Annotated in this window: 27 protein-coding genes; 14 read left to right on the top strand and 13 right to left on the bottom strand. The window is 70.8% G+C overall.

All coding sequences use genetic code 11. From position 1 onward, the window contains the following. Positions 1-44: 44 nt before the first annotated feature. Positions 45-1,238 carry a galactose-1-phosphate uridylyltransferase gene (gene galT, locus AC1DG4_RS06935; RefSeq protein ID WP_477421145.1) on the bottom strand — a complete coding sequence of 398 codons (1,194 nt, stop codon included), beginning with the start codon at positions 1,236-1,238 and terminating at the stop codon, positions 45-47. 187 nt (positions 1,239-1,425) lie between these two features. On the opposite strand from galT, the gene AC1DG4_RS06930 reads away from it, so the two are divergent. The 6 genes from AC1DG4_RS06930 to AC1DG4_RS06905 all read left to right on the top strand — a co-directional run bounded on the left by AC1DG4_RS06930 (position 1,426) and on the right by AC1DG4_RS06905 (position 8,220). Then, on the top strand, positions 1,426-2,382 hold the full coding sequence (locus AC1DG4_RS06930) for a LacI family DNA-binding transcriptional regulator (protein ID WP_477377326.1): 957 nt from the start codon (positions 1,426-1,428) through the stop codon (positions 2,380-2,382). Positions 2,383-2,992: 610 nt separating this feature from the next. Next, positions 2,993-4,120: a Gfo/Idh/MocA family protein gene (locus AC1DG4_RS06925; protein WP_477377328.1), complete on the top strand. Its 1,128-nt coding sequence runs from the start codon at positions 2,993-2,995 to the stop codon at positions 4,118-4,120. 8 nt (positions 4,121-4,128) lie between these two features. Continuing rightward, positions 4,129-5,352: a dihydrodipicolinate synthase family protein gene (locus tag AC1DG4_RS06920; RefSeq protein ID WP_477375924.1), complete on the top strand. Its 1,224-nt coding sequence runs from the start codon at positions 4,129-4,131 to the stop codon at positions 5,350-5,352. After that, entirely contained in the window at positions 5,349-6,251 is a 903-nt protein-coding gene (locus AC1DG4_RS06915) for a sugar phosphate isomerase/epimerase family protein (RefSeq protein WP_477375926.1), read from the top strand. Before AC1DG4_RS06920 ends, AC1DG4_RS06915 begins: the two co-directional genes overlap by 4 nt. Positions 6,252-6,379: 128 nt before the next feature. Then, the gene (locus tag AC1DG4_RS06910; protein ID WP_477375928.1) at positions 6,380-7,162 is read left to right on the top strand and encodes a sugar phosphate isomerase/epimerase family protein; all 783 of its coding nucleotides are present in this window, start codon (positions 6,380-6,382) and stop codon (positions 7,160-7,162) included. After that, positions 7,159-8,220, top strand: a complete 1,062-nt coding sequence (locus AC1DG4_RS06905) for a LacI family DNA-binding transcriptional regulator (RefSeq protein ID WP_477375930.1) — start codon at positions 7,159-7,161, stop codon at positions 8,218-8,220. Before AC1DG4_RS06910 ends, AC1DG4_RS06905 begins: the two co-directional genes overlap by 4 nt. Before the next feature lie 155 nt (positions 8,221-8,375). Here AC1DG4_RS06905 and pgm read toward each other — a convergent pair whose 3' ends face one another. Continuing rightward, positions 8,376-10,019 carry a phosphoglucomutase (alpha-D-glucose-1,6-bisphosphate-dependent) gene (gene pgm, locus AC1DG4_RS06900; RefSeq protein ID WP_477375932.1) on the bottom strand — a complete coding sequence of 548 codons (1,644 nt, stop codon included), beginning with the start codon at positions 10,017-10,019 and terminating at the stop codon, positions 8,376-8,378. Positions 10,020-10,239: 220 nt separating this feature from the next. Between pgm and pheA the strand changes: the two genes are divergently transcribed. Beyond that, positions 10,240-11,202: a prephenate dehydratase gene (pheA, locus tag AC1DG4_RS06895; RefSeq protein ID WP_477377330.1), complete on the top strand. Its 963-nt coding sequence runs from the start codon at positions 10,240-10,242 to the stop codon at positions 11,200-11,202. Positions 11,203-11,263: 61 nt separating this feature from the next. On the opposite strand, the gene AC1DG4_RS06890 is transcribed toward pheA, so the two are convergent. The 5 genes from AC1DG4_RS06890 to AC1DG4_RS06870 all read right to left on the bottom strand — a co-directional run bounded on the left by AC1DG4_RS06890 (position 11,264) and on the right by AC1DG4_RS06870 (position 15,540). Beyond that, on the bottom strand, positions 11,264-12,211 hold the full coding sequence (locus AC1DG4_RS06890) for a carbohydrate kinase family protein (RefSeq protein ID WP_477375934.1): 948 nt from the start codon (positions 12,209-12,211) through the stop codon (positions 11,264-11,266). Beyond that, entirely contained in the window at positions 12,208-12,546 is a 339-nt protein-coding gene (locus AC1DG4_RS06885) for a putative quinol monooxygenase (protein ID WP_477375936.1), read from the bottom strand. The genes AC1DG4_RS06890 and AC1DG4_RS06885 overlap by 4 nt, the downstream gene beginning before the upstream one ends. Then, positions 12,543-13,322 (bottom strand): ATP-binding cassette domain-containing protein, encoded by a 780-nt coding sequence (locus AC1DG4_RS06880; protein WP_477375938.1) that lies wholly within the window; start codon positions 13,320-13,322, stop codon positions 12,543-12,545. The genes AC1DG4_RS06885 and AC1DG4_RS06880 overlap by 4 nt, the downstream gene beginning before the upstream one ends. Further along, entirely contained in the window at positions 13,319-14,371 is a 1,053-nt protein-coding gene (locus AC1DG4_RS06875; RefSeq protein ID WP_477375940.1) for an ABC transporter permease, read from the bottom strand. The genes AC1DG4_RS06880 and AC1DG4_RS06875 overlap by 4 nt, the downstream gene beginning before the upstream one ends. A 65-nt stretch (positions 14,372-14,436) precedes the next feature. After that, entirely contained in the window at positions 14,437-15,540 is a 1,104-nt protein-coding gene (locus AC1DG4_RS06870) for a substrate-binding domain-containing protein (RefSeq protein ID WP_477421144.1), read from the bottom strand. Between the two features lie 131 nt (positions 15,541-15,671). Between AC1DG4_RS06870 and AC1DG4_RS06865 the strand changes: the two genes are divergently transcribed. Beyond that, positions 15,672-16,724, top strand: a complete 1,053-nt coding sequence (locus AC1DG4_RS06865; protein ID WP_477421143.1) for a LacI family DNA-binding transcriptional regulator — start codon at positions 15,672-15,674, stop codon at positions 16,722-16,724. 45 nt (positions 16,725-16,769) lie between these two features. Here the strand turns inward: AC1DG4_RS06865 and AC1DG4_RS06860 are convergent, their stop codons facing one another. Together AC1DG4_RS06860 and AC1DG4_RS06855 are read right to left on the bottom strand one after the other, a co-directional pair. Then, positions 16,770-17,408: a nucleoside/nucleotide kinase family protein gene (locus tag AC1DG4_RS06860; RefSeq protein WP_477375946.1), complete on the bottom strand. Its 639-nt coding sequence runs from the start codon at positions 17,406-17,408 to the stop codon at positions 16,770-16,772. Between the two features lie 102 nt (positions 17,409-17,510). Then, positions 17,511-18,554, bottom strand: coding sequence for an LLM class flavin-dependent oxidoreductase (locus tag AC1DG4_RS06855; protein ID WP_477375948.1), 1,044 nt, complete (start codon positions 18,552-18,554; stop codon positions 17,511-17,513). 259 nt (positions 18,555-18,813) lie between these two features. Between AC1DG4_RS06855 and AC1DG4_RS06850 the strand changes: the two genes are divergently transcribed. The 4 genes from AC1DG4_RS06850 (at position 18,814) to AC1DG4_RS06835 (ending at position 22,165) form a co-directional block, all read left to right on the top strand. Then, positions 18,814-19,461 (top strand): phosphoribosyltransferase, encoded by a 648-nt coding sequence (locus AC1DG4_RS06850; protein WP_477375949.1) that lies wholly within the window; start codon positions 18,814-18,816, stop codon positions 19,459-19,461. A 274-nt stretch (positions 19,462-19,735) separates the two neighbouring features. After that, on the top strand, positions 19,736-21,490 hold the full coding sequence (locus AC1DG4_RS06845) for a cation:proton antiporter (RefSeq protein WP_477421142.1): 1,755 nt from the start codon (positions 19,736-19,738) through the stop codon (positions 21,488-21,490). A gap of 124 nt (positions 21,491-21,614) precedes the next feature. Then, positions 21,615-21,848, top strand: coding sequence for a ribbon-helix-helix domain-containing protein (locus tag AC1DG4_RS06840; RefSeq protein ID WP_477375953.1), 234 nt, complete (start codon positions 21,615-21,617; stop codon positions 21,846-21,848). Further along, complete coding sequence (locus AC1DG4_RS06835) at positions 21,848-22,165, top strand: type II toxin-antitoxin system PemK/MazF family toxin (RefSeq protein WP_477375955.1); 318 nt, start codon at positions 21,848-21,850, stop codon at positions 22,163-22,165. The genes AC1DG4_RS06840 and AC1DG4_RS06835 overlap by 1 nt, the downstream gene beginning before the upstream one ends. A gap of 70 nt (positions 22,166-22,235) precedes the next feature. Here AC1DG4_RS06835 and AC1DG4_RS06830 read toward each other — a convergent pair whose 3' ends face one another. Both AC1DG4_RS06830 and AC1DG4_RS06825 read right to left on the bottom strand, forming a co-directional pair. Beyond that, positions 22,236-22,454 carry a DUF2795 domain-containing protein gene (locus tag AC1DG4_RS06830; RefSeq protein WP_477375957.1) on the bottom strand — a complete coding sequence of 73 codons (219 nt, stop codon included), beginning with the start codon at positions 22,452-22,454 and terminating at the stop codon, positions 22,236-22,238. 25 nt (positions 22,455-22,479) lie between these two features. Beyond that, positions 22,480-22,902, bottom strand: coding sequence for an Hsp20/alpha crystallin family protein (locus AC1DG4_RS06825; protein ID WP_477375959.1), 423 nt, complete (start codon positions 22,900-22,902; stop codon positions 22,480-22,482). 125 nt (positions 22,903-23,027) lie between these two features. Between AC1DG4_RS06825 and AC1DG4_RS06820 the strand changes: the two genes are divergently transcribed. Further along, the gene (locus AC1DG4_RS06820) at positions 23,028-23,354 is read left to right on the top strand and encodes a MerR family transcriptional regulator (protein ID WP_477375961.1); all 327 of its coding nucleotides are present in this window, start codon (positions 23,028-23,030) and stop codon (positions 23,352-23,354) included. A 114-nt stretch (positions 23,355-23,468) separates the two neighbouring features. Here AC1DG4_RS06820 and AC1DG4_RS06815 read toward each other — a convergent pair whose 3' ends face one another. Together AC1DG4_RS06815 and AC1DG4_RS06810 are read right to left on the bottom strand one after the other, a co-directional pair. Next, on the bottom strand, positions 23,469-24,941 hold the full coding sequence (locus tag AC1DG4_RS06815; RefSeq protein WP_477375963.1) for a dicarboxylate/amino acid:cation symporter: 1,473 nt from the start codon (positions 24,939-24,941) through the stop codon (positions 23,469-23,471). A 282-nt stretch (positions 24,942-25,223) separates the two neighbouring features. Beyond that, positions 25,224-25,844, bottom strand: a complete 621-nt coding sequence (locus tag AC1DG4_RS06810; protein WP_477375965.1) for a VOC family protein — start codon at positions 25,842-25,844, stop codon at positions 25,224-25,226. Between the two features lie 272 nt (positions 25,845-26,116). Between AC1DG4_RS06810 and AC1DG4_RS06805 the strand changes: the two genes are divergently transcribed. Further along, complete coding sequence (locus AC1DG4_RS06805; protein WP_477375967.1) at positions 26,117-26,707, top strand: hypothetical protein; 591 nt, start codon at positions 26,117-26,119, stop codon at positions 26,705-26,707. Positions 26,708-26,709 lie beyond the last annotated feature (2 nt).

Genomic DNA, 26,709 nt, shown 5'->3' with positions numbered 1-26,709 from the left:
GATTCGAGAGCGAAAAGTGGGACACGGTCGGAAAGGGGGACGGGTCAGGCGGACAGGGCGGGCACCGACGCGATCGCGTCGCGCAGGTGCGCGGCGGCGTCTTCGGGGAGGATCTCGGCGGTCCACGCGGACATCGCGGACTCGGATCCGGCCAGGAACTTCAGCTTGTCGGCGGCGCGGCGCGGGCTGGTGAGTTCGAGACGCATCCGGATCTCGTCGCGTCCGACGTGCACGGGCGCCTGGTGCCACGCCGCGATGTACGCGGTGGGAGTCTCGTAGAGAGCGTCCACGCCCCGCAGCAGGCGCAGGTAGAGCGGGGCGAGCTCGTCGCGCTCGGCATCATCCAGCGCCGCGAAGTCGGGCACGTGGCGGTGCGGCAGCAGCTGCACCTCGAGCGGCCAGCGCGCGGCGAAAGGCACGAAAGCGGTCCAGTGCTCACCCTGCAGCACGACGCGTTCGGAGCGCTGCTCCGCGTCCAGGATCCGGTCGAAGAGGTCGGCGCCGGTGCGGGCGATGCTCTCGCGCAGCCGCTGCGTGCGCGGCGTGACGTAGGGGTAGGCGTAGATCTGCCCGTGCGGGTGGGGGAGGGTGACGCCGATCGCCTCGCCGCGGTTCTCGAAGGGGAAGACCTGCTCGATGCCGGGCAGGGCGGRGAGCGCCGCGGTGCGGTCGGCCCAGGCCTCGATCACGGTGCGCGCGCGGAGGACCGACTGGGTGCCGAAGGATCCGGCGTGCTCGGGGCTGAAGCACACGACCTCGCAACGGCCCACGCTAGTGCGGGTGCGCCCGAGTCCGACGGATTCGAGGTCGTCCAGGCCCCTCGCCGGATCCGCGGCAGCCGGTGCGGCCCCCACGGCCTCGGCGAGGGCGGGGCCGAACGACGGGGAGCGGTTCTCGAACACCGCGACGTCGTAGCGCGACGGAACCTCGGAGGGGTTGGTCGGGGACTGCGGGGCGAGCGGATCCGCGTCCGCGCTCGGCATCATGACCCGCGTCTGGCGCTTCGTGGCGAAGGTGATCCAGTCGCCGGTGAGCACGTCCTGCCGCATCGTTGCGGTATCGGGGCGCGGGTCCAGCGCGCGGGCGTCGATCGAGCGCTCGGCGGGGAGGGCGGATCCGGCGTCGTCGTAGTAGATGAGGTCGCGGCCGTCGGCGAGGCGCGTGGCGCGCTTGACCACGCCGGCGGAGAGTTCGGTGATCTCGGCCGTGTCGAACTCAGGAGCTTTTTCCGTGTTCACGTAAACACGATAGGGTACGCGGCGTGATAGCGTCAACAATCCTGAGGTCGGTACACGCGGGACCGGCGGGGTGAGAGGCGGGCCGATGCCGAAGCGCGACGACGAGCTCGAGGAGCTGCTGCGGATCGAGAGCGGGGCCCCGTCGGTCCGTGCGCGTCGCGGACCGAAGCCGACCGGGCGCGTGTCCATGGCGATGGTCGCGGCGCGCGCCGGGGTATCAGGGCAGACCGTCTCGCGGGTCGTGAACGACAGTCCGCGGGTGGATCCGGCCACGCGCGAGCGGGTCGAGGAGGCCATGGCCGAACTCGGGTACCGCCCGCACCGCGCCGCGCGGGCGCTGCGCACCGGGCGCTCCGAGACCCTCGGCGTGGTCGCTCAGACTCTCGCCACGGTCGGCAACTCCGCTCTGCTCCAGGCTGTCTCCGAGGCCGCGGAGGCGCGCGGATACGCCCTCGCCGTGGTGACGCTCGGCTCCGAGGGGCGGATCGGCGAGGCCTTCGACCGGCTGCATGATCAGGGCGTTGACGGGGCGATCGTGCTGAACGAGGCCTCGGCTCTGGCTCGTGACGCGGATCCGGCCGGGCTCGCGCTCGTCGTCGTGGACGCGCCTGCCGACCCGCGTTTCGCCGTCATCGGCACGGACCACGCGGCGGGCGCCCGTGCGGCGACCGCGCACCTGCTGGACCGGGGTGCGCCGACCGTGCATCACCTCGCCGGGCCTGAGGGCTCGTTCGCCGCCGCGGAGCGCGAGCGCGGCTGGCGGGAGGAGCTCGCGACGCGCGGACTCCGGATCCCGGATCCGCTGCGCGGAGACTGGAGTGCGGGCTCGGGCCACGACCGTGGCGGAGTGCTCGCTGCCGATCCGACGGTCACCGCCGTCTTCGCCGCCAACGACCAGATGGCGCTCGGCCTGCTGCGCGCTCTCGCCGACGCCGGCCGCAGGGTTCCCGAGGACGTCGCCGTCCTGGGCTTCGACGACATCGCCGATGCCGCAGAGTTCCGCCCGCCGCTCAGCACGATCCGGCAGGACTTCGCCGCGCTCGGCGAACTGGCCGTGCGCCTCGTCGTCGACCGCGTCGAGGGCCGCGACGCCCAGGACCCCCCGCTGCTCACGCCCGCCCTGATCCTCCGCGCCAGCGCCTAACCCCCTCCCCGCTCCCGAGCCGCCTACCCGCTTCGGGGCCGCTCTCCCGCTTCCGGGCCGGTCTCCCACTTCCGGGTCGTCCCCATGAGCGGACTCTATGGCGTGCGCTGACGGGGACGACTCGGAAGGGTGGGGTCACTGCAGCGGGGCGGGGCGGGGCCGGGACTGTGGGGAGGAGGTGCCGCAGGTGCCGTTGTGCCTGGGCCTCCCGCTTCTGGGTCGTCCCCATGGGCGGACCCTATGGCGTGCGCTGACGGGGACGACTCGGAAGTGGAGGAGGCGCCTCCCGCCGCTTGCCTTGCGGAGCGGGGATCCCTCGTGGCATCATGAGTGGGAAAGCGCTTACCGTTATCGCGCGCAGCACGAACACACGCAGGAGCGCAAACGCTGAACGCGTGCAGCACGAACACATGCAGAACCGCAAACGCTGAACGCGCCCAGTACCGAACAGCCGCAGTACCGAACAACCGCAGTACCGAACAACCGCAGCGCCAAACACGCGCAGCACCGCAGACAGCGTACGCAAGGCAACCGGCGAAGCCATGAGGGCCGCCGGGGCAGGAGAGGGGACACCGTGTCCGAGACGACCACCCGCGAGATCGGCATCATCATGAACGGCGTCTCCGGGCGCATGGGCTACCGCCAGCACCTGGTGCGCTCGATCCTCGCGATCCGTGAGCAGGGCGGCATCGAGCTGCCCGACGGCAGCCGCGTCACCGTGAAGCCGATCCTCGTCGGCCGCAGCGAGCAGAAGCTCGCGGAGATCGCCGCCGAGCACGGCATCGCCGACTGGACCACCGACCTCGACGCCGCGCTCGCGGATCCGCAGTGGGAGATCTACGCCGACTTCCTCGTCACCAAGGCGCGCGCGGCCGCCATTCGCAAGGCCATCGCCGCGGGCAAGGCGATCTACACCGAGAAGCCGACGGCGGAGTCCGTCGAGGAGGCGCTCGAGCTGGCCCGCCTCGCCCGGACCGCGGGCGTCAAGACCGGGGTCGTGCACGACAAGCTCTACCTGCCCGGTCTGCAGAAGCTCAAGCGCCTCATCGACTCGGGCTTCTTCGGACGGATCCTCTCCGTCCGCGGAGAGTTCGGCTACTGGGTGTTCGAGGGCGACTGGCAGCCCGCGCAGCGGCCGAGCTGGAACTACCGCACCGAGGACGGCGGCGGCATCATCAGCGACATGTTCCCGCACTGGAACTACGTGATGGAGAACCTGTTCGGCGAGGTCAAGAGCGTCTACGCGCAGGCCGCGGTGCACATCGCCGACCGCTGGGACGAGAACGGCGAGCACTACACCGCCACTGCCGAGGATGCGGCCTATGGCATCTTCGAGCTCGACGGCGGYATCGTCGCCGAGATCAACTCCAGCTGGACCGTGCGTGTGAACCGTGATGAGCTGGTCGAGTTCCAGGTCGACGGCACGCACGGATCCGCGGTCGTGGGCCTGTTCGGCGCCAGGATCCAGCACCGCAACGCCACACCCAAGCCGGTGTGGAACCCCGACCTCGCCGACGCGCACGACTATGACGCGGACTGGGCCGAGGTGCCCGTGAACGACGTGTTCCTCAACGGCTTCCGCCAGCAGTGGGAGGAGTTCCTCGAGTCTTATGTGCTCGGAACGGAATACGACTTCGATCTGCTCGCCGGCGCCCGGGGCGTGCAGCTCGCCGAGGCGGGTCTGCGGTCCTCCGCCGAGGGCCGCAAGGTCGCGCTGCCCGCGCTGAGCCTGGACTGAGGCCGATCATGACGACGATCCGCCTGCTCGCGGCCTCGGGGGAGACCTCCGACGTCGCGCTGAACGAGGCCGGCGCGTACGCCCGCCCGCAGGCCCCGCTGCGGAGCCGCGTCGCGTACGCCGCGGCGCATGTGGTGCCGAAGACGCACGCCGACAACACCCCCGGACAGCCCGCCGACATCGACTGGGACGCCACGCTGGCGTTCCGCCGCAACGTGTACTCGTGGGGCCTCGGCGTCGCCGATGCCATGGACACCGCGCAGCGCAACATGGGGCTCGACGCGGCGGCCACCCGCGAGCTCATCGCGCGCAGTGCAGAGGTCGCGCGGGAAGAGGGCGGATCCGTCGTCGTCGGCGTCAACACCGACCACGTCGACGAGGAGCACATCTCCCTGCAGCGGGTGATCGACGCCTACGTCGAGCAGCTGCACTTCACCGAAGAGCAGGGCGCGGGTCCCGTACTCATGGCCTCGCGCCACCTCGCCCGCGTGGCAGAGTCGCGCACCGACTACCTGCGCGTGTACGCAGCCGTGCTGCAGCAGGCGACGACCCCGGTCGTGCTGCACTGGCTCGGCACGGCGTTCGACCCGCAGCTGGAGGGGTACTTCGGATCCGCCGACTGGCGCGACGGGTCCGGCACGCTGCTGCGGATCATCGCCGAGAACCCGGGCAAGGTCGCGGGCGTCAAGATGAGCCTGCTGAATGCCGAGTCCGAGATCGCGGTGCGCGCGCAGCTTCCGGAGGGCGTGCGGATGTTCACCGGCGACGACTTCAACTACGTCTCCCTGATCGGCGGGGACACCCTGAACCCGGTTCCTGAGCGCCTTTCGTCTCGCTTCGCGGTTCCTGAGCGAGCGCAGCGAGACCAAGGACACTCCGACGCGCTGCTCGGCGCGTTCGCGGCGATCACCCCGGTCGCCTCGGCGGCGATCCAGGCGCTCGATGAGGGGGATCCGGCCCGCTACCTGGAGATCCTCGGGCCGACCGAGGCGCTCAGCCGGCAGGTCTTCGCCGCGCCCACGTTCTACTACAAGACGGGCGTCGCGTTCCTGGCCTGGCTGAACGGGCACCAGCCCGCGTTCCAGATGGTGAGCGGCTTGCACTCCGCGCGCAGCCTGCCGCATCTCAGCCGGATCGTCGAACTGGCGAACGCGTCGCTGGCGCTGGAGGATCCGGAGCTCGCGCGGGAACGGTGGCACGGAATGCTGCGATTGAACGGAGTGGACGCATGACCCTTCGACAGACTCAGGGACCGGATCGACGGGCTCAGGGACCGGATGATCGCCTGTCGATCAACCAGGCCACGATCAAGTACGCCGACCTGGCCACCGCGCTCCGCGTGACCGCCGAGGCCGGTGTCTCGGGCATCGGGCTGTGGCGCGAACCCGTGAACGAGGTCGGCCTCGACATCGCCGCGCGGATGCTCGCCGACTCGGGACTGCGCTTCACCACGCACTGCCGCGGCGGCTTCTTCACACTGCCGGACGGGCCCCCGCGGCAGGCGGCGCTCGATGACAACCGGCGCGCGATCGAGGAGACCGCGACGCTCGCCGCCGCCGGGGCCGCGGGATCGACCGCCGTGCTGGTGCTCGTCGCCGGCGGGCTGCCCGAAGGATCCCGCGACCTGATCGGGGCACGGGAGCGGGTGCGCGATGCGATCGGCGAGCTGTCGGTGGATGCGGCCGCGGCGGGTGTGACCCTCGCGATCGAGTCGCTGCACCCGATGTTCGGATCCGACCGCTGCGTCGTCTCCACCCTCGGGCAGGCGCTGGACATCGCGGCCGACTTCGACCCCGCCGTGGTCGGCGCGGCGGTCGACACCTTCCACATCTGGTGGGATCCGCAGGTGCTCGATCAGATCGCCCGCGCCGGGCGCGAGGGGCGCATCGCGACCTACCAGGTGTGCGACTGGAAGACGCCGCTGCCCGCAGATGTGCTGCTCAGCCGGCACTATCCGGGTGACGGCGTCATCGACTTCGCCTCGCTCACACGGGCGGTGGTGGCGACCGGATACGACCGCGACGTCGAGGTGGAGATCTTCAACGCCGACATCTGGGCGCAGGATCCCGCCGAGGTCGTGCGCCGCACGGCGGAGTCGTTCGGATCCGCGGTCTCGCCGTATCTGGGCTGAGGCGAGTGTGCCGAACTCAGTCGATCCTGGCCTGTTTTCGGCCTATCGGGGCGGATCCGCCGCTCTGAGACTGAGTTCGGAACGTGCCCGCCCCGCGACTGCACCGACTCGCATGAAAGGCTGACCGCATGACCATCCGACCGGGGCTCTGCTCCGTGACCTTCCGGCAGCTGGATCCCGCCGTGATCGCCGGGCTCGCCGCCGCCGCGGGGCTGCAGGCGATCGAGTGGGGCGGCGACGTGCACGTGCCCTCTGGTGATCCCGCGCGCGCCGCCGAGGTGGCCCGGATCACGGCCGATGCGGGGCTCGCGGTCTGCTCGTACGGGTCGTATTTCCGTGCGCAGGCGGGGGAGGACATCGCCCCGGTGCTGGACTCGGCGGAGGCGCTCGGCGCGGACCGGATCCGCGTGTGGGCGGGCACGATCGGATCCGCGGGCGCCACCGCCGCGGAACGCGCCCAGGTCATCGACGCACTGGCGGACGCGGCGGAGCATGCGGGACGCCGCGGCATCTCGCTCGCCCTGGAGTTCCACGGGCGCACGCTCGCCGACGACGCCGAGCAGACGCTGCGCGTGCTGACCGAGGTCGCCAGCCCGCACCTGTCCACCTATTGGCAGCCGACCGTCTCGGCGCCCGATGCGGTGGCCGTGGCCGAGTACGAGCGCCTCGCCGACCGGGTCTCCGCCGTGCACGTGTTCTCATGGTGGCCCGTGGCGGAGCGGCTCCCGCTCACGGCGCGGGGTGGGCTGTGGCGGGCGTTCGCGGCCGCGGCGGCCGCTTCGGCCACGCCGCCGCGCGACGCCCTGCTCGAGTTCGTGCCCGACGATGATCCCGCCGCACTCGCCGCGGAGGCGGACGCTCTGCGCGGGTACCTCGCGGCGGGAGCGGCGCGCACTAGGCTCGGGGCATGAACCCGGGAAGCCCTTCCCCGCGCGCCGCCTCCGCGGTCGCACACGCGGCGACGCTGCAGGATGTCGCACGGGAGGCCGGGGTCTCGCTGGCCACGGCGTCGCGCGTGCTCAACGGCTCCGAGCGCAAGGTCGCCGGAGCCTTCCGCGAGCGCGTGGAGCGCGCCGCGGAGACGCTCGGCTACACCCCGAACGTGTCGGCGCAGGCGACCGCCCGCGGCCATTCCCCGGTCATCGCGCTGCTCGTCGCCGACATCGCGGACCCCTACTTCGGCCAGATCGCCGCGGGTGTCGCCCGTGGCGCCGACGAGCACGGCCTCGTCGTGACGATCTCGATCACCGAGCGCGACCCGGAGCGGGAGAACCGGATCCTGCGTGCCCTGCGCGGCCAGCGTCCGCAGGGACTGATCCTCGCGGCATCGCGGGCGGACAACCCGGAGGGCGGATCCGCATCCCCCGAGCTGGAGGCGTTCGAGCGCTACGGCGGGCGCGTCGTCGCGTTCGGCGACCTTCCCGGTGACGGCGGCGTGGGCGGGCGCACGATCATGATCGACAACGCCGGCGGGGCCGAGGATCTCGGACACCGCATGGCGGCGCTGGGCTACCGCTCCGCGATCGGCATCGGCGCCGCCGAGGGCGTGCGCACCTCGGACGACCGTCTGAACGGCTTCGCCCGGGGCTTCGCTTCGGGCGGCGGTGCGATGGATCGGATCCACCGTGGCGACTTCCGGCGCGAGTCGGGATCCGAAGCCATGATCGCGGCGCTACGCGAGGGCGTCGAGCCCGGCACCCTGGTCTTCGGGATGAGCGACGTCGTGGCTCTGGGGGCGATGTCGGCGATCCGCGCGGCGGGGCGCACGGTGGGTGCGGACATCGCCGTGTGCGGCTTCGACGACGTCTCCGCGAGCGGAGACGTGACGCCCGCGCTCACGACGGTGCGCGTGCCCCTGAACGAGGCGGGGTACCAGGCGTTCCGCGCGATCGTCGACGACGGCTGGACTCAGGCCGCGCTGCCCGTCGAGGTCGTCGTGCGGGAGAGCACGCCGGGTCTCCCGCAGTAGGAGAGCCGGCTCGCCTGACGACGTACGGGCTCCGGCGCGCTCACGACCATGTCCCACTTTCGGCTCCGGAATCGGGTGATTCCGCGCCGAAACCGGGACATAGTGGAGCCAGAAGTGGGACACGGTACGGTGCGCGGCGCACGACCCGGCCCGGCTCAGCCCTCGAGGGCGGCGCTCACGACCGCCCTGGCCTCCTCCTGCACGCGGGCGAGGTGCTCGGGGCCGAGCAGCGACTCGGCGTAGAGCTTGTACACGTCCTCCGTGCCGGACGGGCGCGCGGCGAACCAGGCGTGCTCGGTCTGCACCTTGAGCCCGCCGATCGCCGCACCGTTGCCCGGTGCGTGCGAGAGCTTGGCCGTGATCGGCTCGCCCGCGAGCTCGGTCGCGGCGACCGACTCCGGCGACAGCCTGCCGAGGGTGGCCTTCTGCTCGGGAGTCGCGGGAGCGTCCACGCGCTGGTACGCGGAGGCGCCGAACGACTCCTCGAGCTCGCGATAGCGCTCCGACGGGGTCTTGCCGGTCACGGCGATGATCTCCGCGGCGAGCAGGCAGAGCAGGATCCCGTCCTTGTCGGTCGACCACACGGATCCGTCCTTGCGCAGGAAGGACGCACCGGCCGACTCCTCACCGCCGAACGCGACGGATCCGTCCAGCAGCCCCGGCACGAACCACTTGAACCCGACGGGGACCTCGAGCAGGCGCCGCCCGAGCGACTCCGCGACGCGGTCGATGATCATCGACGACACCAGCGTCTTGCCGATCGCGGCGTCCCGGCCCCAGCCCTCGCGGTGCGAGAACAGATAGTCGATCGCGACCGCGAGGTAGTGGTTCGGGTTCATCAGACCGGCATCCGGAGTCACGATGCCGTGCCGGTCGGCGTCGGCGTCGTTGCCCGTGAGCACGTCGTAGTCGCCCTTCTTCGCGACCAGCGACGCCATCGCGGAGGGAGAGGACGGATCCATCCGGATCTTCTCGTCCCAGTCCAGGGTCATGAAGCGCCACGTCGGGTCGACCTCGGGATTGACCACCGTGAGGTCGAGGCCGTGCATCTCGCCGATCAGGGCCCAGTACTCGACCGAGGCGCCGCCGAGCGGATCCGCCCCGATCCGCACGCCGGCGTGCGTGATCGCCTCGATGTCGATGATCGAGGGCAGATCGCGGACGTAGCCGTCGCGGAAGTCATAGGTGCCGAGGCCGTCGGCGTCGATGTCGGCGAAGCGGGTGCGCTTCACGCCCTCGAGGCCGGACTCGATGAGCTCGTTCGCGCGGTTCGCGATCCAGCCGGTCGCATCGGTGTCGGCGGGGCCGCCGTGCGGAGGGTTGTACTTGAAGCCGCCGTCGCGCGGCGGGTTGTGCGACGGGGTGACCACGATGCCGTCGGCGCGGCCGGGCTCGTCGTCGGAGCGGTCGCGGTTGTAGGTGAGGATCGCGTGGCTGAGCGCCGGCGTCGGCACCCAGGCGTCCCGGGAGTCGACGAGCACGTCGACCCCGTTCGCGACGAGCACCTCGATCGCGCTGCGCTCCGCAGGGCGGCTGAGCGCGTGCGTGTCGCGGCCGAGGAACAGCGGGCCCATGATGCCCTGGGCGGCGCGGTAGTCGACGATCGCCTGGGTCGTGGCGAGGATGTGCTGCTCGTTGAAGCTCCCGCTCAAAGAGGACCCGCGATGACCGCTCGTGCCGAACACCACTCTCTCCGTGGAGATCGTCGGATCCGGGATCCGGTCGTAGTAGGCGGCGATCAGCTCGTCGACGTCGATCAGATCGCTTTCCTCCGCGGGGAGGCCGGCTCGGCTCGTCATGCAGCTAGTCTGCCCCGGCGGGCGCCGGATCGCATCATCGTTTCGTCGCGGAACGGCCGGTCGCCGAGTACTGGCGTCATGGTTCACCGGATCCAGCGCGACGCCTGCACGATCCGGGCACGGACGCACGACCGGATCCGGCCATCCATCGTGCATCCGTGGCAGGATCGTGCAGCTGTCCGCGTCATCGACCAGAGCCGAGGCCGCGGCGCGGACTAGGCTGAACGCCGTGACCGAAGCCGCCCCCGCCCGCCGCACCTACAGCTATCTCGGCCCCGCGGGGACGTTCACGGAGGCGGCGCTGGAGCAGGTGCCGGAGGCGCGCGGACACGAGTGGCGTCCGGTGCACAACGTGGGCGAGGCGCTCGCGGACGTGCTCGAGGGGCGCAGCGACGCCGCGATGATCGCGATCGAGAACTCGGTCGAGGGCGGAGTCACCACGACCCTTGACGCCCTGGCGACGCTGCCCGGCCTGCGGATCGTCGGCGAGTACCTGGTGAAGGTCGACTTCGTGCTGGTCGCGGCGCCCGGCACGAGGCTCGAGAACGTCACGGTCGTCGCCGCGCATCCCGTGGCCTACGCCCAGTGCTACGGCTGGCTCGGCGAGCACATCCCGCGCCACCAGCACGTGCCCGCGGCCAGCAACGTCGCCTCGGCGCTCGGGATCCTGGACGGATCGCTGCCCGCGGATGCCGCGATCGCAGCGCCCGGCATCGTGCAGCACCACGACCTCGAGCTGCTGGCCGACGGCATCGGAGACAACGAGAACGCCGTCACCCGGTTCGTGCTGGTCGCGCGCACCGTGGCGCCGGCCCCGCCCACCGGCGCCGACAAGACCTCGCTCATCGTGGAGCTTCCGGAGGACCACGCCGGCGCCCTGCTGGAGCTGCTGGAGCAGTTCTCCACGCGCGGCATCAACCTGTCCCTGCTGCAGTCGCGGCCGATCGGAGACGAGCTGGGCCGCTACCGGTTCGTGCTCGACGCGGACGGCCACGTCCAGGACGAGCGGATGGCGGACGCTCTGCTCGGGATCCGCCGGTTCAGCCCTCGCGTCGTCTTCCTCGGCTCGTACCCCCGCGCCGATCGGCGCATCGTGCAGTACCCCGAGCGCTACGCGGACGACGTGTTCGTCGAGGCCCGCGACTGGCTGCGCGCCCTGGTGAGCGGCGAGCCGGAGCTATAACCCGACGCATTCTTCCGGTTCGGGTCGCACTTTCGGATCCAAAGTCCGGATCTTGGAGCAGTCATTGCGACCTGGACGGCGCGACGTGTGCTCCGGTGAGCTCCGCTTCGAGCTCGGCGGCCGTCGGGGGCATGGCTCCGGCGCGGGCGACGGTGAGGGCGGAGGACACCGCGGCGGTCCGGCCGATATCGGCCAGCTGCTCCTCGGTGAACCGTCCCGCGAGCGTATCGACGACTCCGACCCTCTGCACGATCGCAGCGATCAGGCCGGACATGTACGCATCGCCGGCGCCGATCGTGTCCACCGCGACGGTCGGGCGGGCCGGTACGTCGAGTCGGGCGGACGCCGTGTGCAGCACGCTCCCGGACGCGCCTCGGGTGACGGCGACGAGTTTCGCGCCGGCCGCGAGCAGCCGCTCGGCCGCGGAATCGGCCGCGCCGGGGTAGAGCCACTCGGCGTCCTCATCGCTGAGCTTCACCACGGCGGCGCGGGCGGCATAGCGCTCCACGACCGCGCGGGTCTCGGCGGGCGGCGGCATGAGCGCCGGACGCACATTCGGATCGAACGTCACCAGCATGTCCCCTGGCAGCGATTCCACGAGCGCGAGGACCCCGTCGGAACCGGGAGGACGCAGCGCGCCGATCGATCCGACGTGCACGGCGGAGATCCCGGTCGCCGCGGGAGGGACGGAGAAGGTCCACTCCAGGTCGAAGTCGTAGGTCGCGGATCCGTCGTCGCCGATCCGCGCCAGAGCGGTCGACGTGGGTCGGTCCGCCCCCGCGGTCCGTGCGATCGTCACGCCCGCGGCGGCGAGGTGCGCCGCGATCGCCGCCCCATCCGCATCGTCGCCGAACTCGCTCGCGAACGTCGTCGCGATGCCGAGCCTCGCCAGGCCGAACGCCACGTTCAGCGGGCTTCCGCCCACGTGCCGCACGGGCCCGTCTCCGCGGTCGACGATGTCGATCAGGGCTTCGCCGATCACGAGGATCCGGCCGGGGAACGCGTTCACGCCGCAGTCCCGCGGCGGGCGGTGGCGCCGGCTCCGGCATCACCGAGCTCGTCCAGCCAGGTCAGGGTGGACGCGCCGCCGACGATGAGCGGGGCGAGTGCCGCGTTGAACGCGGCATTGGCCGGCGCGTCGAGGTGCGCGGCGAAGGCCTCGTCGTCGACGTACTCCTCGTACACGAAGAAGCGGTCGGGATCCTCCTGCAGCCGGTGGGCGTCGAAGCGCACGGTGCCCGGCTCGGCCGCCACGTCCCGGCGGTACCCGGCGACGAGCGACGCGACCGCGTCGCCCGCCCCCGGCACCGCCCGGAACTCGGCGTACAGGTGCTTCGCTCTCACAGCGTCTGCGCACCCGTCATGATCGCGACGGCCTCGCTCATGGAGTGCGAGGACGGCGTGATGGTGCCGGCGCGCTTGCCGAGGCGCTGGATGTGGATCCGATCGGCGACCTCGAACACGTGCGGCATGTTGTGACTGATCAGGATCACCGGGACGCCGGTGTCGCGCAGCCGCTTGATGAGTTCGAGCACCTGCTTGCCCTCGCGGACTCCCAGCGCGGCGGTCGGCTCGTCGAGGACGACGACCTTCGATCCGAACGCCGCGGCGCGGGCCACGGCGACGGCCTGGCGCTGACCGCCGGACAGGTTCTCGATCGGGACCGTGACGTCCTGCAGCGTCGAGATGCCGAGCCGGGTGAGCTCGTCGCGGGCGTTCTTGCGCATGCTCTTCGTGTCGAGCATGCGCAGCACGGATCCGAGGAACCCGGGGCGGCGCATTTCGCGACCGAGGTACATGTTCGCCGCCACGTCGAGTGCGGGGGAGACGGCGAGCGACTGGTAGACCGTCTCGATGCCGGCGTCGCGCGCGTCCTGCGGACGGCGGAAGTGCACGGGCTTGCCGTCCAGGCTCAGCTCGCCCTCGTCGGGGATCTCGGCACCCGTGAGGCACTTGATGAGCGTGGTCTTGCCGGCGCCGTTGTCCCCGATGATCGCGAGGACCTCGCCGGCGTAGAGATCGAGGCTGACGCCGTCGAGCCCGACGACGTGACCGTAGGTCTTGACGAGCCGCTTCGCCGACAGGATGGGCGTGCGGGTGTCGGTTGCCGTGGCGTTCACTTGCGCACCTTCCGAATCCACTGATCGATGGAGACCGCGACGATCACGAGGATGCCGACGGCGAGGGTCTGGTAGAGCACGTCGAGCCCGGCCAGGGCCAGGCCGTTGCGGAACACACCGACGATGAGGGCCCCGAGCAGGGTGCCCCACACGTTGCCGCGTCCGCCGAAGAGGCTGGTGCCGCCGATGACGACGGCGGTGATGGCGTTCAGGTTCGCGTCGACGGCGGCGTTGGGGCTGGAGCCGAAGTCGCGGCCGATCTGGATCCAGGCGGCCAGCGCCACGACGGCGCCTGCGACCACGTAGACGCTCAGCAGCACCCGGTTCACGCGGATGCCGCTCAGGCGGGCGGCCTCCTTGTCGTCGCCGACCGCGTACACGTGCCGGCCCCAGGAGGTGCGTCCGAGCGCGAACGCCATGACGACGTAGAGCAGGATCATCATCAGCACGCCGAAGGTCACATCGACGCCGAGGTGGAAGGTGCTGCCGGTCCAGGTGATGAGGTCGGGCAGCTTGAGGCCCTGCACGGTCGCGCCGTTGGAGATGAGCAGCGTGAGCGCGGTGAAGATGCTGAGCGTGCCCAGGGTGACGATGAACGGCGGCAGGTTCAATCGGGTGACGAGGAGGCCGTTGATGACTCCGGTGGCGACGCCGGCGATCAGGCCGACGAGCAGGGCGAGGATCCCGGGGAGCCCCATTCCGGCGGCCGCGTTGCCGATCACGATCGAGCTCAGCACCATCGCGGCGCCGACGGAGAGGTCGATGCCGGCGGTGAGGATCACGAGCGTCTGGGCCACGCCGAGGGTGCCGATCACCGCGACCTGCTGGGTGATGAGAGACAGGTTGGTCGGGGCCAGGAACCGGGGGTTGATGACGCCGAAGATGATGACCGCGACGATGAGTACGAGCGCGGGGCTGATGGCGGGGTAGCGGTAGAGGATGGCGCGGATCCGCTGCACCGGCGTCTGCCGGGCGAGGAACTCGTCGGCGAGATGCAGCGCCGACGTCGGCGGACCTGCCTGCTCGGCGGTGGACGTGGGGTCTGACATGGTGTTCTCCCGGAATCGGAGGGAAGGGGTGCGGGGCGCCGGCGGCCGTGCCGGCGCCCCAGGAATCACTTGCCCCAGCAGGTGCTGGAGGCGGCGGAGGAGGTGACGCTGTCGACGCCGGTCATCGCCYGATCCGTGACGAGCGTCTGGCCGGTGCTGAAGAAGTCCAGCCMGTCGCTGGGCTTGGGCGCCTGGCCGCCGCGCGCGATCTTGGCGATAGCCTCCATGCCGAGCGACGCCATCTTGGACGGGAACTGCTGCGAGGTCGCGCCGATGATGCCGTCCTTGACGTAGCCGACGCCGGCGCAGCCGCCGTCGATCGAGACGATCAGCACGTCCTTCTCCTTGCCGGCCGCCTTGAGCGCCTGGTACGCGCCGTAGGCCGCGGGCTCGTTGATCGTGTAGACGACGTTGATGTCGGGGTTCTTCGAGAGCAGCGTCTCCATGGCCGAGCGGCCGCCGTCCTCGGCGCCCTGAGTCGGCTGGTGTCCGACGACGGTGTAGTCGCCGCCCTTGCCGCCGGTGTAGCTGCCGCTCGCGGCCTCGGATCCGTTCTTGCTCTTGTCCGGCACGGCGATGCCCAGGCCCTTGAGGAAGCCCTGGTCGCGGTTCGTGTCGACCGAGACGATCTGGTCGCTGAACAGATCGAGCATCGCGATCGTGGCCTTCTTGCCGTCGAGCTTGGCGGCCGTCCACTTCCCGATCAGCTCGCCCGCGGCGAAGTTGTCGGTCGCGAAGGTGATGTCGACGGTGCTGGCCGGATCCGGCACGGTGTCCAGCGCGATCACGTAGAGGCCGGCCTTGCGGGCCTTTGCGATCTCGTTGTTGACGGCAGTGCCGTTCGGGGTGATCAGGATCCCCTTGTCGCCGCGGGAGATCGCGTTCTCGATCGCCTGGATCTGGCTGTCGGTGTCGCCGTCCTTCTTGCCGGCGGCCAGAGTGAGGGTGACGTTCGCCTTGGCGGCGTCGGCCTTGGCCGCGTCCTCCATGGAGACGAAGTACGGGTTGGTCGTGGTCTTCACGATCAGGGTCACGCCGACCTTGTCGTTCGCGCCGGCCGTGGATCCTGCCGTTGCGCCGGAGGAACACGCGGAGAGGGAGAGGGCGGCGACGGCGGCCAGGGCGGCGGCGGCGACCATGCTGCCGCGGCGGGTCAGGGAAAGGGGCATCTTTGCTGTCCTTACGGGATCGAAGGTTCACATCGTGGTGGATCACCGTCGATTGACAACGGTGTCAGATGTATGTTTATCCCATTGGGTCCGATCGCGCAAGAGGCGAGAGAATGCAGGATGATCACCGAATGACACCGTTATCAGCATCGAAGCCGGCCCGGGTCACGATCCGCGAGGTCGCGCAGCACGCGGGTGTCGGCATCAAGACGGTGTCGCGCRTCGTCAACAACGAGCCGAACGTCGCCCTGGCGACCGCCGCGCGTGTGCGCGCCTCGATCGACGAGCTGCGCTGGGAACCCGACGCGCATGCCGCGAACCTGCGGCGCACGACCACGCGGACGCGCTCCGTCGGCCTGCTCCTGGGCAGCGTGGCCAACCCGTTCTCGGCGACGATCCACCGGGCGATCGAGGACGTCGCGATCCATCGCGACGTCGCCGTGTTCGCATCGAGCCTCGACGACGATCCAGAGCGCGAGGTCGCTGCGGTGGAGGCGTTCGTGCGCCGCAAGGTCGACGGGCTGATCCTCACCTGCGTGGCCGAGAGCCAGGCCTATCTCGCCGAGCTCGTGCCGCCAGAGGTGCCGGTGGTCTTCATCGACCGCGAGCCGACCGGCTACGCCGCCGACACCGTGCACTCCGACAACGTCGGGGGCGCAAGGCTCGCCGCGCGGCATCTGCTCGGCTTCGGCCATCGCCGGCTGGCGCTGCTCATCGACCGTCGCGGCATCTGGACCGCCCGCGAGCGCGAGCGCGGCTTCCTCGCGGCGCTCGACGAGTTCGGCGTGCCGGCGGAGGACGCCACGATCGTGGCCGACCTGTCCGACCAGGACGCCGCCGAGCGCGCGGTGATGACCCTGCTCGGCGCCCCGGACGCGCCCACCGCGATCGTCAGCGGGCAGAACCTCATCACGGTCGGCGCCGTGCACGCGCTCCGCAAACTCGGCCATCACCGTGACGTCGCCCTCATCGGCTTCGACGACGTCGAGCTCGCCGACCTCATGGATCCGGGTGTCAGCGTCGTCGCGCAGCGTCCCGCGGAGCTCGGCCGGCTCGCGGCGGACCGTCTGTTCGCGCTGCTCGACGCGGGGGAGCGCCCCGACCCCGCGCCCGTCGTGGTGCCCGTGGATCTGATCCCGCGCGGATCMGGCGAGATCCGTCCTGCGCCCTCCGTCGCTCTCTGAGGCTCGCGAGGGATTCTCGGGGGAACAGCTCCGCCGGTTTCTGCGTCAGCCGACGGGGACGATCAGGTCTGCGAGACCTCTGCGCGTGCGGATCCGTTCCGCGTTCGGCTCGTCGACGGCGGCGACCCAGGCCTCTGCCGCGGCGGGCGTCTTGCCGAACGCGATGTGCCGGGCGACGAGGCGCGCGCGGCGCAGATCCTGCGGAACGTCGGCGTACCAGATCTCGGCGACGGCCTCGCGAACGAGCGTCCACGGCGCGGTCTCGTCGAGCAGGTAGTTGCCCTCGGTGAGCACGAGGGCAGGTCCCGGCGGGATCCGGCGGTCAGCGGCGATGGGCTGCTCGATGGTGCGCTCGAACCCGGGCACGTAGACGGGGTGGTCGACCTCGGTCAGCACCCGGCGCAGTGCGGCGAGGTAGCCCCAGCCGTCGAACGTCTCGACGGCTCCCTTGCGGTCGCGCAGTCCGAGCGTGTCGAGGCTGGTGTCACCGAGGTGGAAGCCGTCCATCGGCAGCCAGGCCACGGCGATGCCGCGCGTCTCGAGGGCGGCGAGGAGCGCGGTCGTCAGGGTGGTCTTGCCGGATCCGGGTTCGCCGACGATGCCCAGCACGACGCGGTCGCCGCGCCGGGCGAGCGCTGCGGCGCGGTCGACGAGGGCGGGTTCGACGAGGGCGGGTTCGAGCATCCTCGCACTCTAGCTTCGTGGGCGGGATGCCGGAGCGCCGGGGACGATGCCAGGCTCTCGCCACGCTTTCGCCACGCTTTCGCTCTGAGGGCGGCGGGAGGTTCAGCCCGCGAGCAGCTCCAGCGTCTGGGTGCGGCCGGGCGTGCGGTCGGGATCCTCGGCGGCGAAGGATCCGGCGACGGGGGAGACCATGATCTCCTCGACGCCGTGCTTCTCCGCGAAGGCCTCGAGGTCCCCGCGGACGGTCGCGCCATCGCCGACGAACCAGTTCGCGAGCGCCGCGGCGTGGATCTGCTCCTCCTGCGCATCAGGGCTCGCGGCGAGGGCGGCCCTGGCCTGCTCCACGGTCTCGAGCGCGGTGAGCGGGCGGTTCAACCGCAGCCGCGCCATCATGCGCAGCTGCGGGATCGCGCGCTCCGACGCCTCCTCCGCGGTCGGCGCGGCGACGACGTTCGCGGTGAGGAAGGTGCGCGGCTCGGGGTGCGTCTCGGAGGGGCGGAAGCCCTCGCGATAGAGCGCGAGGGCGCGGTCGAGCCCCTGGCCGGAGAAGTGGTTCGCGAACACGTAGGGCAGGCCGAGCGAGGCCGCGAGCTGTGCCGAGTAGTCGCTGGATCCGAGCAGCCACACCTCGGGGGAGCCCGTCGCCGCGGGCGTGGATCGCACCGCGTACTCGCCGCCCGAGGTGAACTGCACGGTCGCTCCGTCGGGCTGCAGCATGAGCGCGATGTCCTGCACGTGCTCGGGGAAGCGCTCGACGTCTCCGGCGGTGCCGGAGGCGCGCAGCAGCTGCGTGATGACGGGGTCGCTCCCAGGGGCGCGGCCGATACCGAGATCGATCCGGCCCGGCGCGATCGCCTCGAGCGCGGCGAACTGCTCCGCGACGATGAGCGGCGCGTGGTTCGGCAGCATGACCCCGCCGGATCCGACCCGGATGCGCTGCGTGCGCGCGGCGGCCGCGGCGATCAGCACGGGCGGGGCCGTCGAGGCGACGGCCGGCATGTTGTGGTGCTCGGCGAACCAGTACCGCCGATAGCCGAGTTCGTCCGCGCGCGCGGCGAGGGCGAGCGAGGACGACACCGCCTGGGCGCTGGTCTGCCCGGTACGCACTGGGACGAGGTCGAGGACGGAGAGCGCGAGAGAAGACATCCCTGAGGGCAACGCGCGCGGATCCCGGAGCATTCCGTATCCGTCTGCTGCGGATCTCGGGCCCGGTATCCGCTGGACGATTGCCCGTTCTCAGGATGGATTTCCTGGATCCGCGGAGAGCGAGCCCGTTCTGCAGGGAATCGCACGTTTCATCCTGAGAACGGTCCGGCGGACGCGGGTGTCCTCGAGTCGGCCGGCTCGCTCGAGGACGCCGCTCTTCCGGCTTGACGGCGCCCCCGCACCGGCGTAGGCCGGAGGCATGCACGGGTTCGCGGATCGCGCCGACGCCGGGCGGCGGCTCGCGGCGCTGCTGGCGGCGGTTCCGCCTCTGGATGCCGTGGTGCTCGGTCTGCCCCGCGGCGGTGTTCCGGTCGCCGCGGAGGTGGCTCGTGCGCTCGGCGCGCCGCTCGACGTGCTCGTCGTACGCAAGGTCGGGGTGCCCTGGCAGCCCGAGCTCGCGATGGGCGCGGTCGGCGAGGAGGGCGCGGCCGTGCGCAATCCCGACGTGGTGCGCGCCGCCGGGGTCGATGAGCAGACCCTGCGGGCGTCCGAGCGCCGTGAGCGCACCGAGGTCGAGCGGCGGGCGAGGCTGTTCCGCGGCGGGCGTGCGGCAGAGCCGCTCGCCGGGCGCACCGCGCTCATCGTCGATGACGGCATCGCCACGGGCGCGACCGTGCGCGCGGCCTGCGCGATCGCGCGTGCCAGAGGTGCCGCGCGGGTCGTCGTCGCGGTGCCCGTGGCTCCGCCGGAGGTGCTCGAGGCGTTGCGGACCGGACCGGATCCGGCCGCCGACGAGGTCGTCTGCCTGGAGGCCCCCGACGGATTCATGGCGGTGGGCATGCACTACGTCGACTTCCGGCAGACCCCCGACGACGAGGTCATCCGTATCCTGGCAGCCGCGCGCTGAGCGGATCCGGATCCGGACCCTGATCCTGATCCTGATCCTGATCCTGATTCCTGATCCTGATCCTGATCCTGATCCTGATCCTGATCCTGGAACCGTGTCCCACTTCTGGTCGACTTTCGGGCCGAAATCTGCCAGAAACGGGACACGGTCCAGCCAGAAGTGGGACACGGTCCAGCCAAAAGCGGGACACGGTCGTGCGCGACGGCTCGACCTCCCGCCCCCCCGACAGCCTCGCGACAGAGGCGTGACAGCGGTGCCCCGCTAGCCTGGCGACATGGATCCCGAGATCTTCTACGTGCTGGTCGGATCAGTGATCGTCGCGGCTTTCGCGCGGTGGAGGGGCTGGCCCGCGCCTCTGCTCGTGACGGTCGTCGCGCTCGCCGTGTCCTTCATCCCCGCCGTGCCGAACCTGCGGATCGACGGGCACGTGCTGCTGAACCTCGTCCTGCCGCCGCTTTTGTACTCCGCATCGCTGGATGTCTCGTTCGTGAGCTTCCGCCGCAGCCTGCCGCAGATCCGCCGGCTCGGGGTCGGCCTGGTCGTCGTGACCACGGCGGTCGTGGGGCTGATCGCGTGGCTCATCATGCCGTCGCTGACCCTGCCGGGGGCGTTGCTGCTCGGCGCGATCGTCGCCCCGCCGGACGCGGTCTCGGCTGCGGCGATCGGTCGCAGGCTCGGCCTGCCGCGCCGCGTGATGACGGTGCTGTCGGGGGAGAGCCTGATCAACGATGCGACCTCGCTGACGCTGTACCGCGTGTTCGCAGCGATCCTGGCCGGTGCGACGATCAGCGTCGGCGGGGGCGTGTGGCAGTTCGTCGTGGCGGTCGTGGTCGGCGTCGCGATCGGCGTGGTCGCCGGGCTCGGCATGCACCAGCTGCGCATGCGCATCTCGGATCCGGTCGTCATCGGCACCTTCGGGCTGCTCTCGCCGTTCGGCGTGTACGCGATCACGGAGCACCTGGGCGGATCCGGCGTTCTCGGCGTCGTCGCGATGGGCCTCGTGGTGGGCTACAACGCACCGCGCACGAGCTACGCCACGCGCATGCAGGAGGCGCCGATCTGGCTTTCGGCCGACTTCCTGTTGGAGGCGTTCGTGTTCGCGTACATCGGACTTCAGCTGCCGCCGGTGATCGCGGAGTTGGGCGCGACCCAGGTCGCCGGCGTGCTGTGGCTGTCGGCCGCGGTGCTCGTGGCCGTGCTCGTCGTGCGGCCGCTGTTCGTGTATCCGGCGTCGGCGTGGGGCGCGTTCTGGTCCAAGCAGCGGCTGCGACAGTTCGAACGGACGCTGGAATCCGGTCAGCTCGAGCGGCGTATGCAGGCGGTCGAGGAGAAGCGCGCGCGGAGGGGCTGGTCGAGCCGGCGGCCGACCGAGGAGCAGCTGCGCGAGCGCTTCCGTGAGTCGCAACTGAGCTGGCGCGACAACGCCGTGATCTCCTGGGCGGGAATGCGCGGTGTGGTCACTCTGGCCACCGCGCTCGCCGCGGCGGATCTCGCGGGTCTCGATTCCGACGCCGCGCACGCGATCGTCGTCGTCGCGTTCGTGGTGACCGTCGGCACCCTGCTGCTGCAGGGGCTCACGCTGCCGCTGCTGATCAACGGCCTCGGGGTCGCCGACGTGAGCGACGAGGAGGACGAGGACCGGCGTCAGCTCGYCCAGGTCCGCGCTCGCACGCGCGAGGCGGGCAAGGTGTTCCTCGACGCCAAGCGCAAGGCTTGGGAGAAGGAGCACGGGCCGGAGGCGCTCGCCGGATTCGACCGCTTCACGCAGCGGTTCACTCGGGTCGAGCGCGACACCGAGAAGGGGCAGCGCGAGGAGCCCTTCGACAAACTCGGTGACCGGGCGCGTCCGAGTCGCGACGAACTCGTCGGATTGTCCAAGGGGTGGCTGCAGGTGCGCCGCGACGTCCTCATCGCCGAGCGCGACGCGGGTGAGCTGAACGAGGAGGTCATGCGCGAGCTCATCACCGCGATGGACGCCGAGGAGCTCGCCCTCGACACCCGCCTCGCGAGCCCGACCGCGGAGCGCTGACGAGCGATTCCCGACCGCCCCTCGTCTCGCCTTCGGCTCGCTCAGGAACCGCGCGAGGCCCGACGGCAGAACCCTCGGCAGACAATGCATCCCAATTCGGGATTCACCAGCGTATCCTGAGGGTATGACCACTCAGATCGCTGTGCGCCTGCCGGATCCTGTCGTCGCGTTCCTCGATCGCGAGGTCTCCGCCGGGCGGGCGAGCAGCCGCGCCGCGGTCGTGGCGTCCGCGCTCGAACGCGAGATGCGTCGCCTCCTCGCCGAACGCGATGTCCAGATCCTGCAGAGCGAGGGCGCGGCGGACGACCTCGATGATCTCGTCGACTGGACGGCAGGACGCGCGGAGCTCGAAGACTGATGCGCGAGATCTGCCTCGCCCGGCTCGACAAGACCCGTCCCGTGCTGGTGCTGACGCGTGAGGTGGCGCGAGCCGCGATGACCAAGGTCACGGTCGCACCCATCACCTCGACCGTGAAGGGTCTCAGCAGCGAGGTGCCCCTCGGGTCGCAGAACGGACTCGACTACGCCTGCGCGGCATCGATCGACAACATCATGACGATTCCGGCCGCGAGTCTCGGGCGCACGATCGGCTTCCTCTCGGAAGAGCAGGAACGCCGGCTGGCTCATGCGATCGTGCTCGCCTTCGACCTCGAGCTGCCACTGATCGAGTCGTGACCGTGCCGCGCTCCGCGCGAGGGAGGCCCCGGGGTCCGGCTGGTCCCGGGGCCTCCCTCGCTGTTCGCGGTCAGGCCAGCGCGGCGACCCGCTCGAACGGGGTGCCGGTGCGCGACAGCGTCAGGCGCACGTGCCAGCGCGAGCTGTAGCTGCGGTCCGGCAGTTGGGCCAGCAGGTCGCGGTCCGCAACGCCGAGTCCGTCGTGCGCGGCCTCGCGCCGCAGGTCGTCTTTCGACGCCGGGTACTCCATATCGGCGAGGAACCGCTCGAGCGTGGATGGCAGCATCATCGTCTCCTCCTTTCGGATCCTCGCGTCAGGCGTCGATCGGCTCCCGGCGCTCCGGCGAATCCACGGCGATCCTGCGCGGCTTGGCGCGCTCGCTCACCGGGATGATGACCGAGAGCACCCCGCTGTCGTAGGACGCGCTGATGCCGTCGAGGTCGACGCCGTCGCCGAGGGCGAACTGTCGCAGGAACGAACCGGACTCGCGTTCGCGCGCGAACCAGCGGACGCCGTCCTGCGTGCCCATGGTCCGCTGGGCGCGGATCGAGAGCTGGCCGCCGTCCACGTCGACGTCGATCGAGCCGGGGTCGACGCCCGGCATGTCGGCGTGCAGCACGTAGCGGTCGCCGTCGCGATAGAGGTCCACGGGCATGCGCCGTGGCGCGCGCGGGGAGTCGAACACGCTTGCGGCGAAGCGATCGAGCTGGCTGAGGGGATCGAAACTGAGGGTCATGTCTTACTCCTTTCCTGTGGCCCCTTCGGCGGGGCGTGACGTCGATGCAGGATCTGCATCTGTCGGTGTAGATTTGTTATAGATCAGAGTTCGGAAAGTTTCAAGTCTTCAAAGGAGATCTGTGCATGGCCGATCGCGATTCCGGAACTCCGGTGTACGGCATCGCCGTGGCCGCGCAGCTGGCGGACATGAACGCCGCGAGTCTGAGGCTGTTCGAGCAGAAGGGTCTGCTGACCCCGGCGCGCAGCGACGGCGGCACCCGGCGGTACAGCGACGATGACGTCGCGCGGTTGCAACGGGTCGCTCGGCTGCGTGACGAGGGGATGAACATCGCGGGGATCGGCCGCGTGCTCGCACTGGAGGATGAGAACGAGGGGCTCAGGGACGAGCTCGAGGCGGAGCGCGCGGAGACTGCTCAACTCCGCCGGCGCAGGTCGGCCGCACGGGGCTGATCCCACCGGCCCCGCAGGTCACACCGGTCGGCGAGGCCCCGCGAGGCGCGCGGTGACGACGAAGAGGCCCCCGGATCCGGGAGGGAGCCGAGGGCCTCTTCGTGCAGGCGGCGGTCAGCGCACCGAGGTGGCCTCCTGCGCGTCGGCGGATCCGGCAGCGGCCGCGGCGTCGTCCGCCGAGGCGGCGTCGGTCGACGTCGCGTCCTCGTCGTCGATGTCCTCGGCGAACGGCAGGCCGTTCCGCGGGGAGTTGTAGAGGTCGAGGTCGAGGATGCCCTCGCGCTTGGCGACGATCGTCGGGACCAGCGCCTGACCGGCGACGTTGACCGCGGTGCGGCCCATGTCGAGGATCGGGTCGATCGCGAGCAGCAGGCCGACGCCCTCGAGCGGCAGGCCCAGGGTCGACAGCGTGAGCGTCAGCATCACGATCGCGCCGGTGGTGCCGGCGGTCGCAGCGGATCCGACCACCGAGACGATCACGATCAGGACGTACTGCATGATGCTCAGGTCGATGTGGAAGAACTGGGCGACGAAGATCGCGGCGAGAGCCGGGTAGATCGCGGCGCAGCCGTCCATCTTCGTGGTGGCGCCGAGCGGCACGGCGAAGGACGCGTAACCGCGGGGCACGCCGAGGTTGCGCTCGGTCACGCGCTCGGTGAGCGGGAGTGTTCCGATCGAGCTGCGGCTCACGAAGCCCAGCTGCACGGCGGGCCACACACCCGTGAAGTACTGCTTGATCGAAAGGCCGTGGGACTTCACCAGGATCGGGTAGACCACGAAGAGCACCAGCGCGAGGCCCAGGTAGATGGCGCCGGTGAACCAGGCGAGCGAGGTGAGCTTGTCCCAGCCGTACTGGATCACGGCGGATCCGATCAGGCCGAAGGTGCCGATCGGGGCGATGCGGATGATCCACCACAGCACGCGCTGGATGACCTTGAGCAGCGACTCGGTGAAGGCGAGGAACGGCTCGGCCTTGCGGCCAGCCTTGAGCGCGGCGATGCCGACGACGGCGGCGACGACGATGACCTGCAGGATGTTGAAGTTCACGGTGGAGGTGATCGCCCCGCCCGCGCTCGGGTCGGCGGCGCTGCTCACACCGATCCCGAGGAAGTTCTGCGGGATCAGGCCCAGTAGGAAGTTCCACCAGGTGCCCTGCGTCGGGACCGTGCCCTTGACCAGGTCCGTGCCCGCGTGGGCGCCGGGCTGGATGGTGATGCCGAGCACGATGCCGATGGAGACGGCGATGAACGCGGTGATCGCGAACCAGAGGATCGTCTGGCCGGCCAGCCGGGCGGCGTTATGCACGCGGCGCAGGTTGGAGATGCTCGCGACGATCGCGGTGAAGATCAGGGGCACGACCGCGGCGCGCAGCAGCGTCACGTAGGAGTTGCCGATCGTCTTCAGCGTGTCGGACAGCACCGTCGGGTTGTCGTGCGTGGCGCCGAGCTGGCGGCCGATCAGGCCCGCGGCGATGCCGAGCACGAGCGCGGCGATGATCTGGAAGCCGAACGAGGTCAGCAGCTTGCGGACGGGACCGCGCGTGTCCGGCGCCTTCGGGCGTCGTGCGGTCGGGGTAGAGGTGCTCATGGAGACTCCAAGTCGAAGCGCGAGGATGCGCGGGAGACGGGGCGGCGCGTGGACGGCGCCGGATGTCTGCAACGCTATGCGTCCGCTGATATTCCGGTCTCGGTGTGACGAACGATGACACCCCGTCGCCCGGTCCCGAGCGAGCGCAGCGTCCCCCGGTCCCTGAGCGAGCGCAGCGAGACGAAGGGCGCCCGGTCCCAGAGCGAGCGCGTCCCCCGGTCCCTGAGCGAGCGCAGCGAGACGAAGGGCGCCCCCGGATCCCGGCGCATCCCTTCCCGGTGGTCACCCCGCGCTGACGGTGCTCTCGGCGGCGAGCCAGGCGTAGCCGTCGGGATCGGTGAAAGTCTCGTCCGCGACGACAGCGAGCCGGTGCGCCCCGGTACCGCTCGGGTCGATGCCGACCTGCTTCGCGAGCGAAGTGCGCTTGTAGAGGGCGAGCCGGACGTCGCCGGAATCGAACTCGACGTATGAGGGGAAGCTCTTCGCGACGGTCAGGCCCTGTTCCTGGTAGAAGCGCTTGCTGGCCTTGACGCTGTCGACGCCGAGCAGCAGGACGAGCCGCTCGACGTCGCCGGTGGCGGGTGCGGAAGCGGTCTTGTTCGCGCTCGCGATCTGCCATGCCGTGCCGTCGGGGGCCAGGAACGAGCCGCCGTAGCCCCAGAGGCTCTTCGCGACCGGCTTGATGACCTCCGCACCGGCGGCCAGCGCCCGCTCGACGGCGGCGTCGACATCGCCTGGCTGGACGAAGATCAGCGAGGGCGCGAAACCGCGGAAGCCCGTGCTCGGCTCCGAAGCGGCGCGCACGCCGACGCGGTCTGCGAGGCGCAGGGCATCGCGGTAGAAGCTCTCGGCCGTCTGCACGGCGTCGGAGGCCGTCTCGATGATGATGCGTTGAATGTTCATGCTTCGAGTCTCGGATCCGGGCGGGCGCGGCGCTTCTCGATTCCTGCTCGATGCGGGACGCGGTGTCGGTTCGTGACCGACGCCGCGTTTCGTCTCGCTCCGCTCGCTCAACGACCGCGGAGAGACCCCTACAGGAACATCTGCTTCAGCACCGGCCAGTCGCCCGCGTCGAGCCGCCTTCGTGGTGGTGCGATCGCGTGCGCCCACACCATAAGATGCTGCGTGCGCCGCAACCCGACGGCTGCACCCCGCCGTCGAAGTGAAGGACTCCGATGACCGACGCCCCCGCACCCTCTTCCCGCAGCGCGCTCTCCCGCCGTACGGTGCTCCGTGCCGCGGCATGGAGCACCCCCGTCGTCGTCGTGGCGGCCGCGGTCCCCTTCGCCGCGGCGAGCGTTGCCGCAATCGACGCCACCGGTGTCGCGCTCACGTTCACGGGGCCGTTGTGGAGCTCGGAGTTCCGGTTGAGCGGCGTGCTCCAGCTGCCGCAGACGGCGCCGACGGCGACGACCGTGTCGGCCACAGTCACGTGGCAGGGCACGGGATCCAATGCCGCCGCGCAGGGCCTCTACCTCTACAAGGGCAACATCCCGGGAGGAGACGCCGGCATCGTCGGCTGGACGACGGTGACGGGCGCGCCCGACGACCAGCTCCACCAGACCTTCGTGTTCGAGACGGTCATCCCCGCCGGCGCGTCACAGGCGCCGGTCGTCTCCAGCTACGACGGATCCACCGCGAACGGTTTCATGTACGGCGCGGAGACTCCGAACAACGGCACCGCGTTCTGGGACGGCGTGATCACGATCCGCTTCTCGGCTCCGGGATTCGCAGATGCCGTGCTGACCGTGCCCTACGTGCAGTAGGT

This window comes from Microbacterium sp. 05N427 (assembly GCF_056397105.1).
This window is presented reverse-complemented; position numbering and strand designations above follow the sequence as displayed.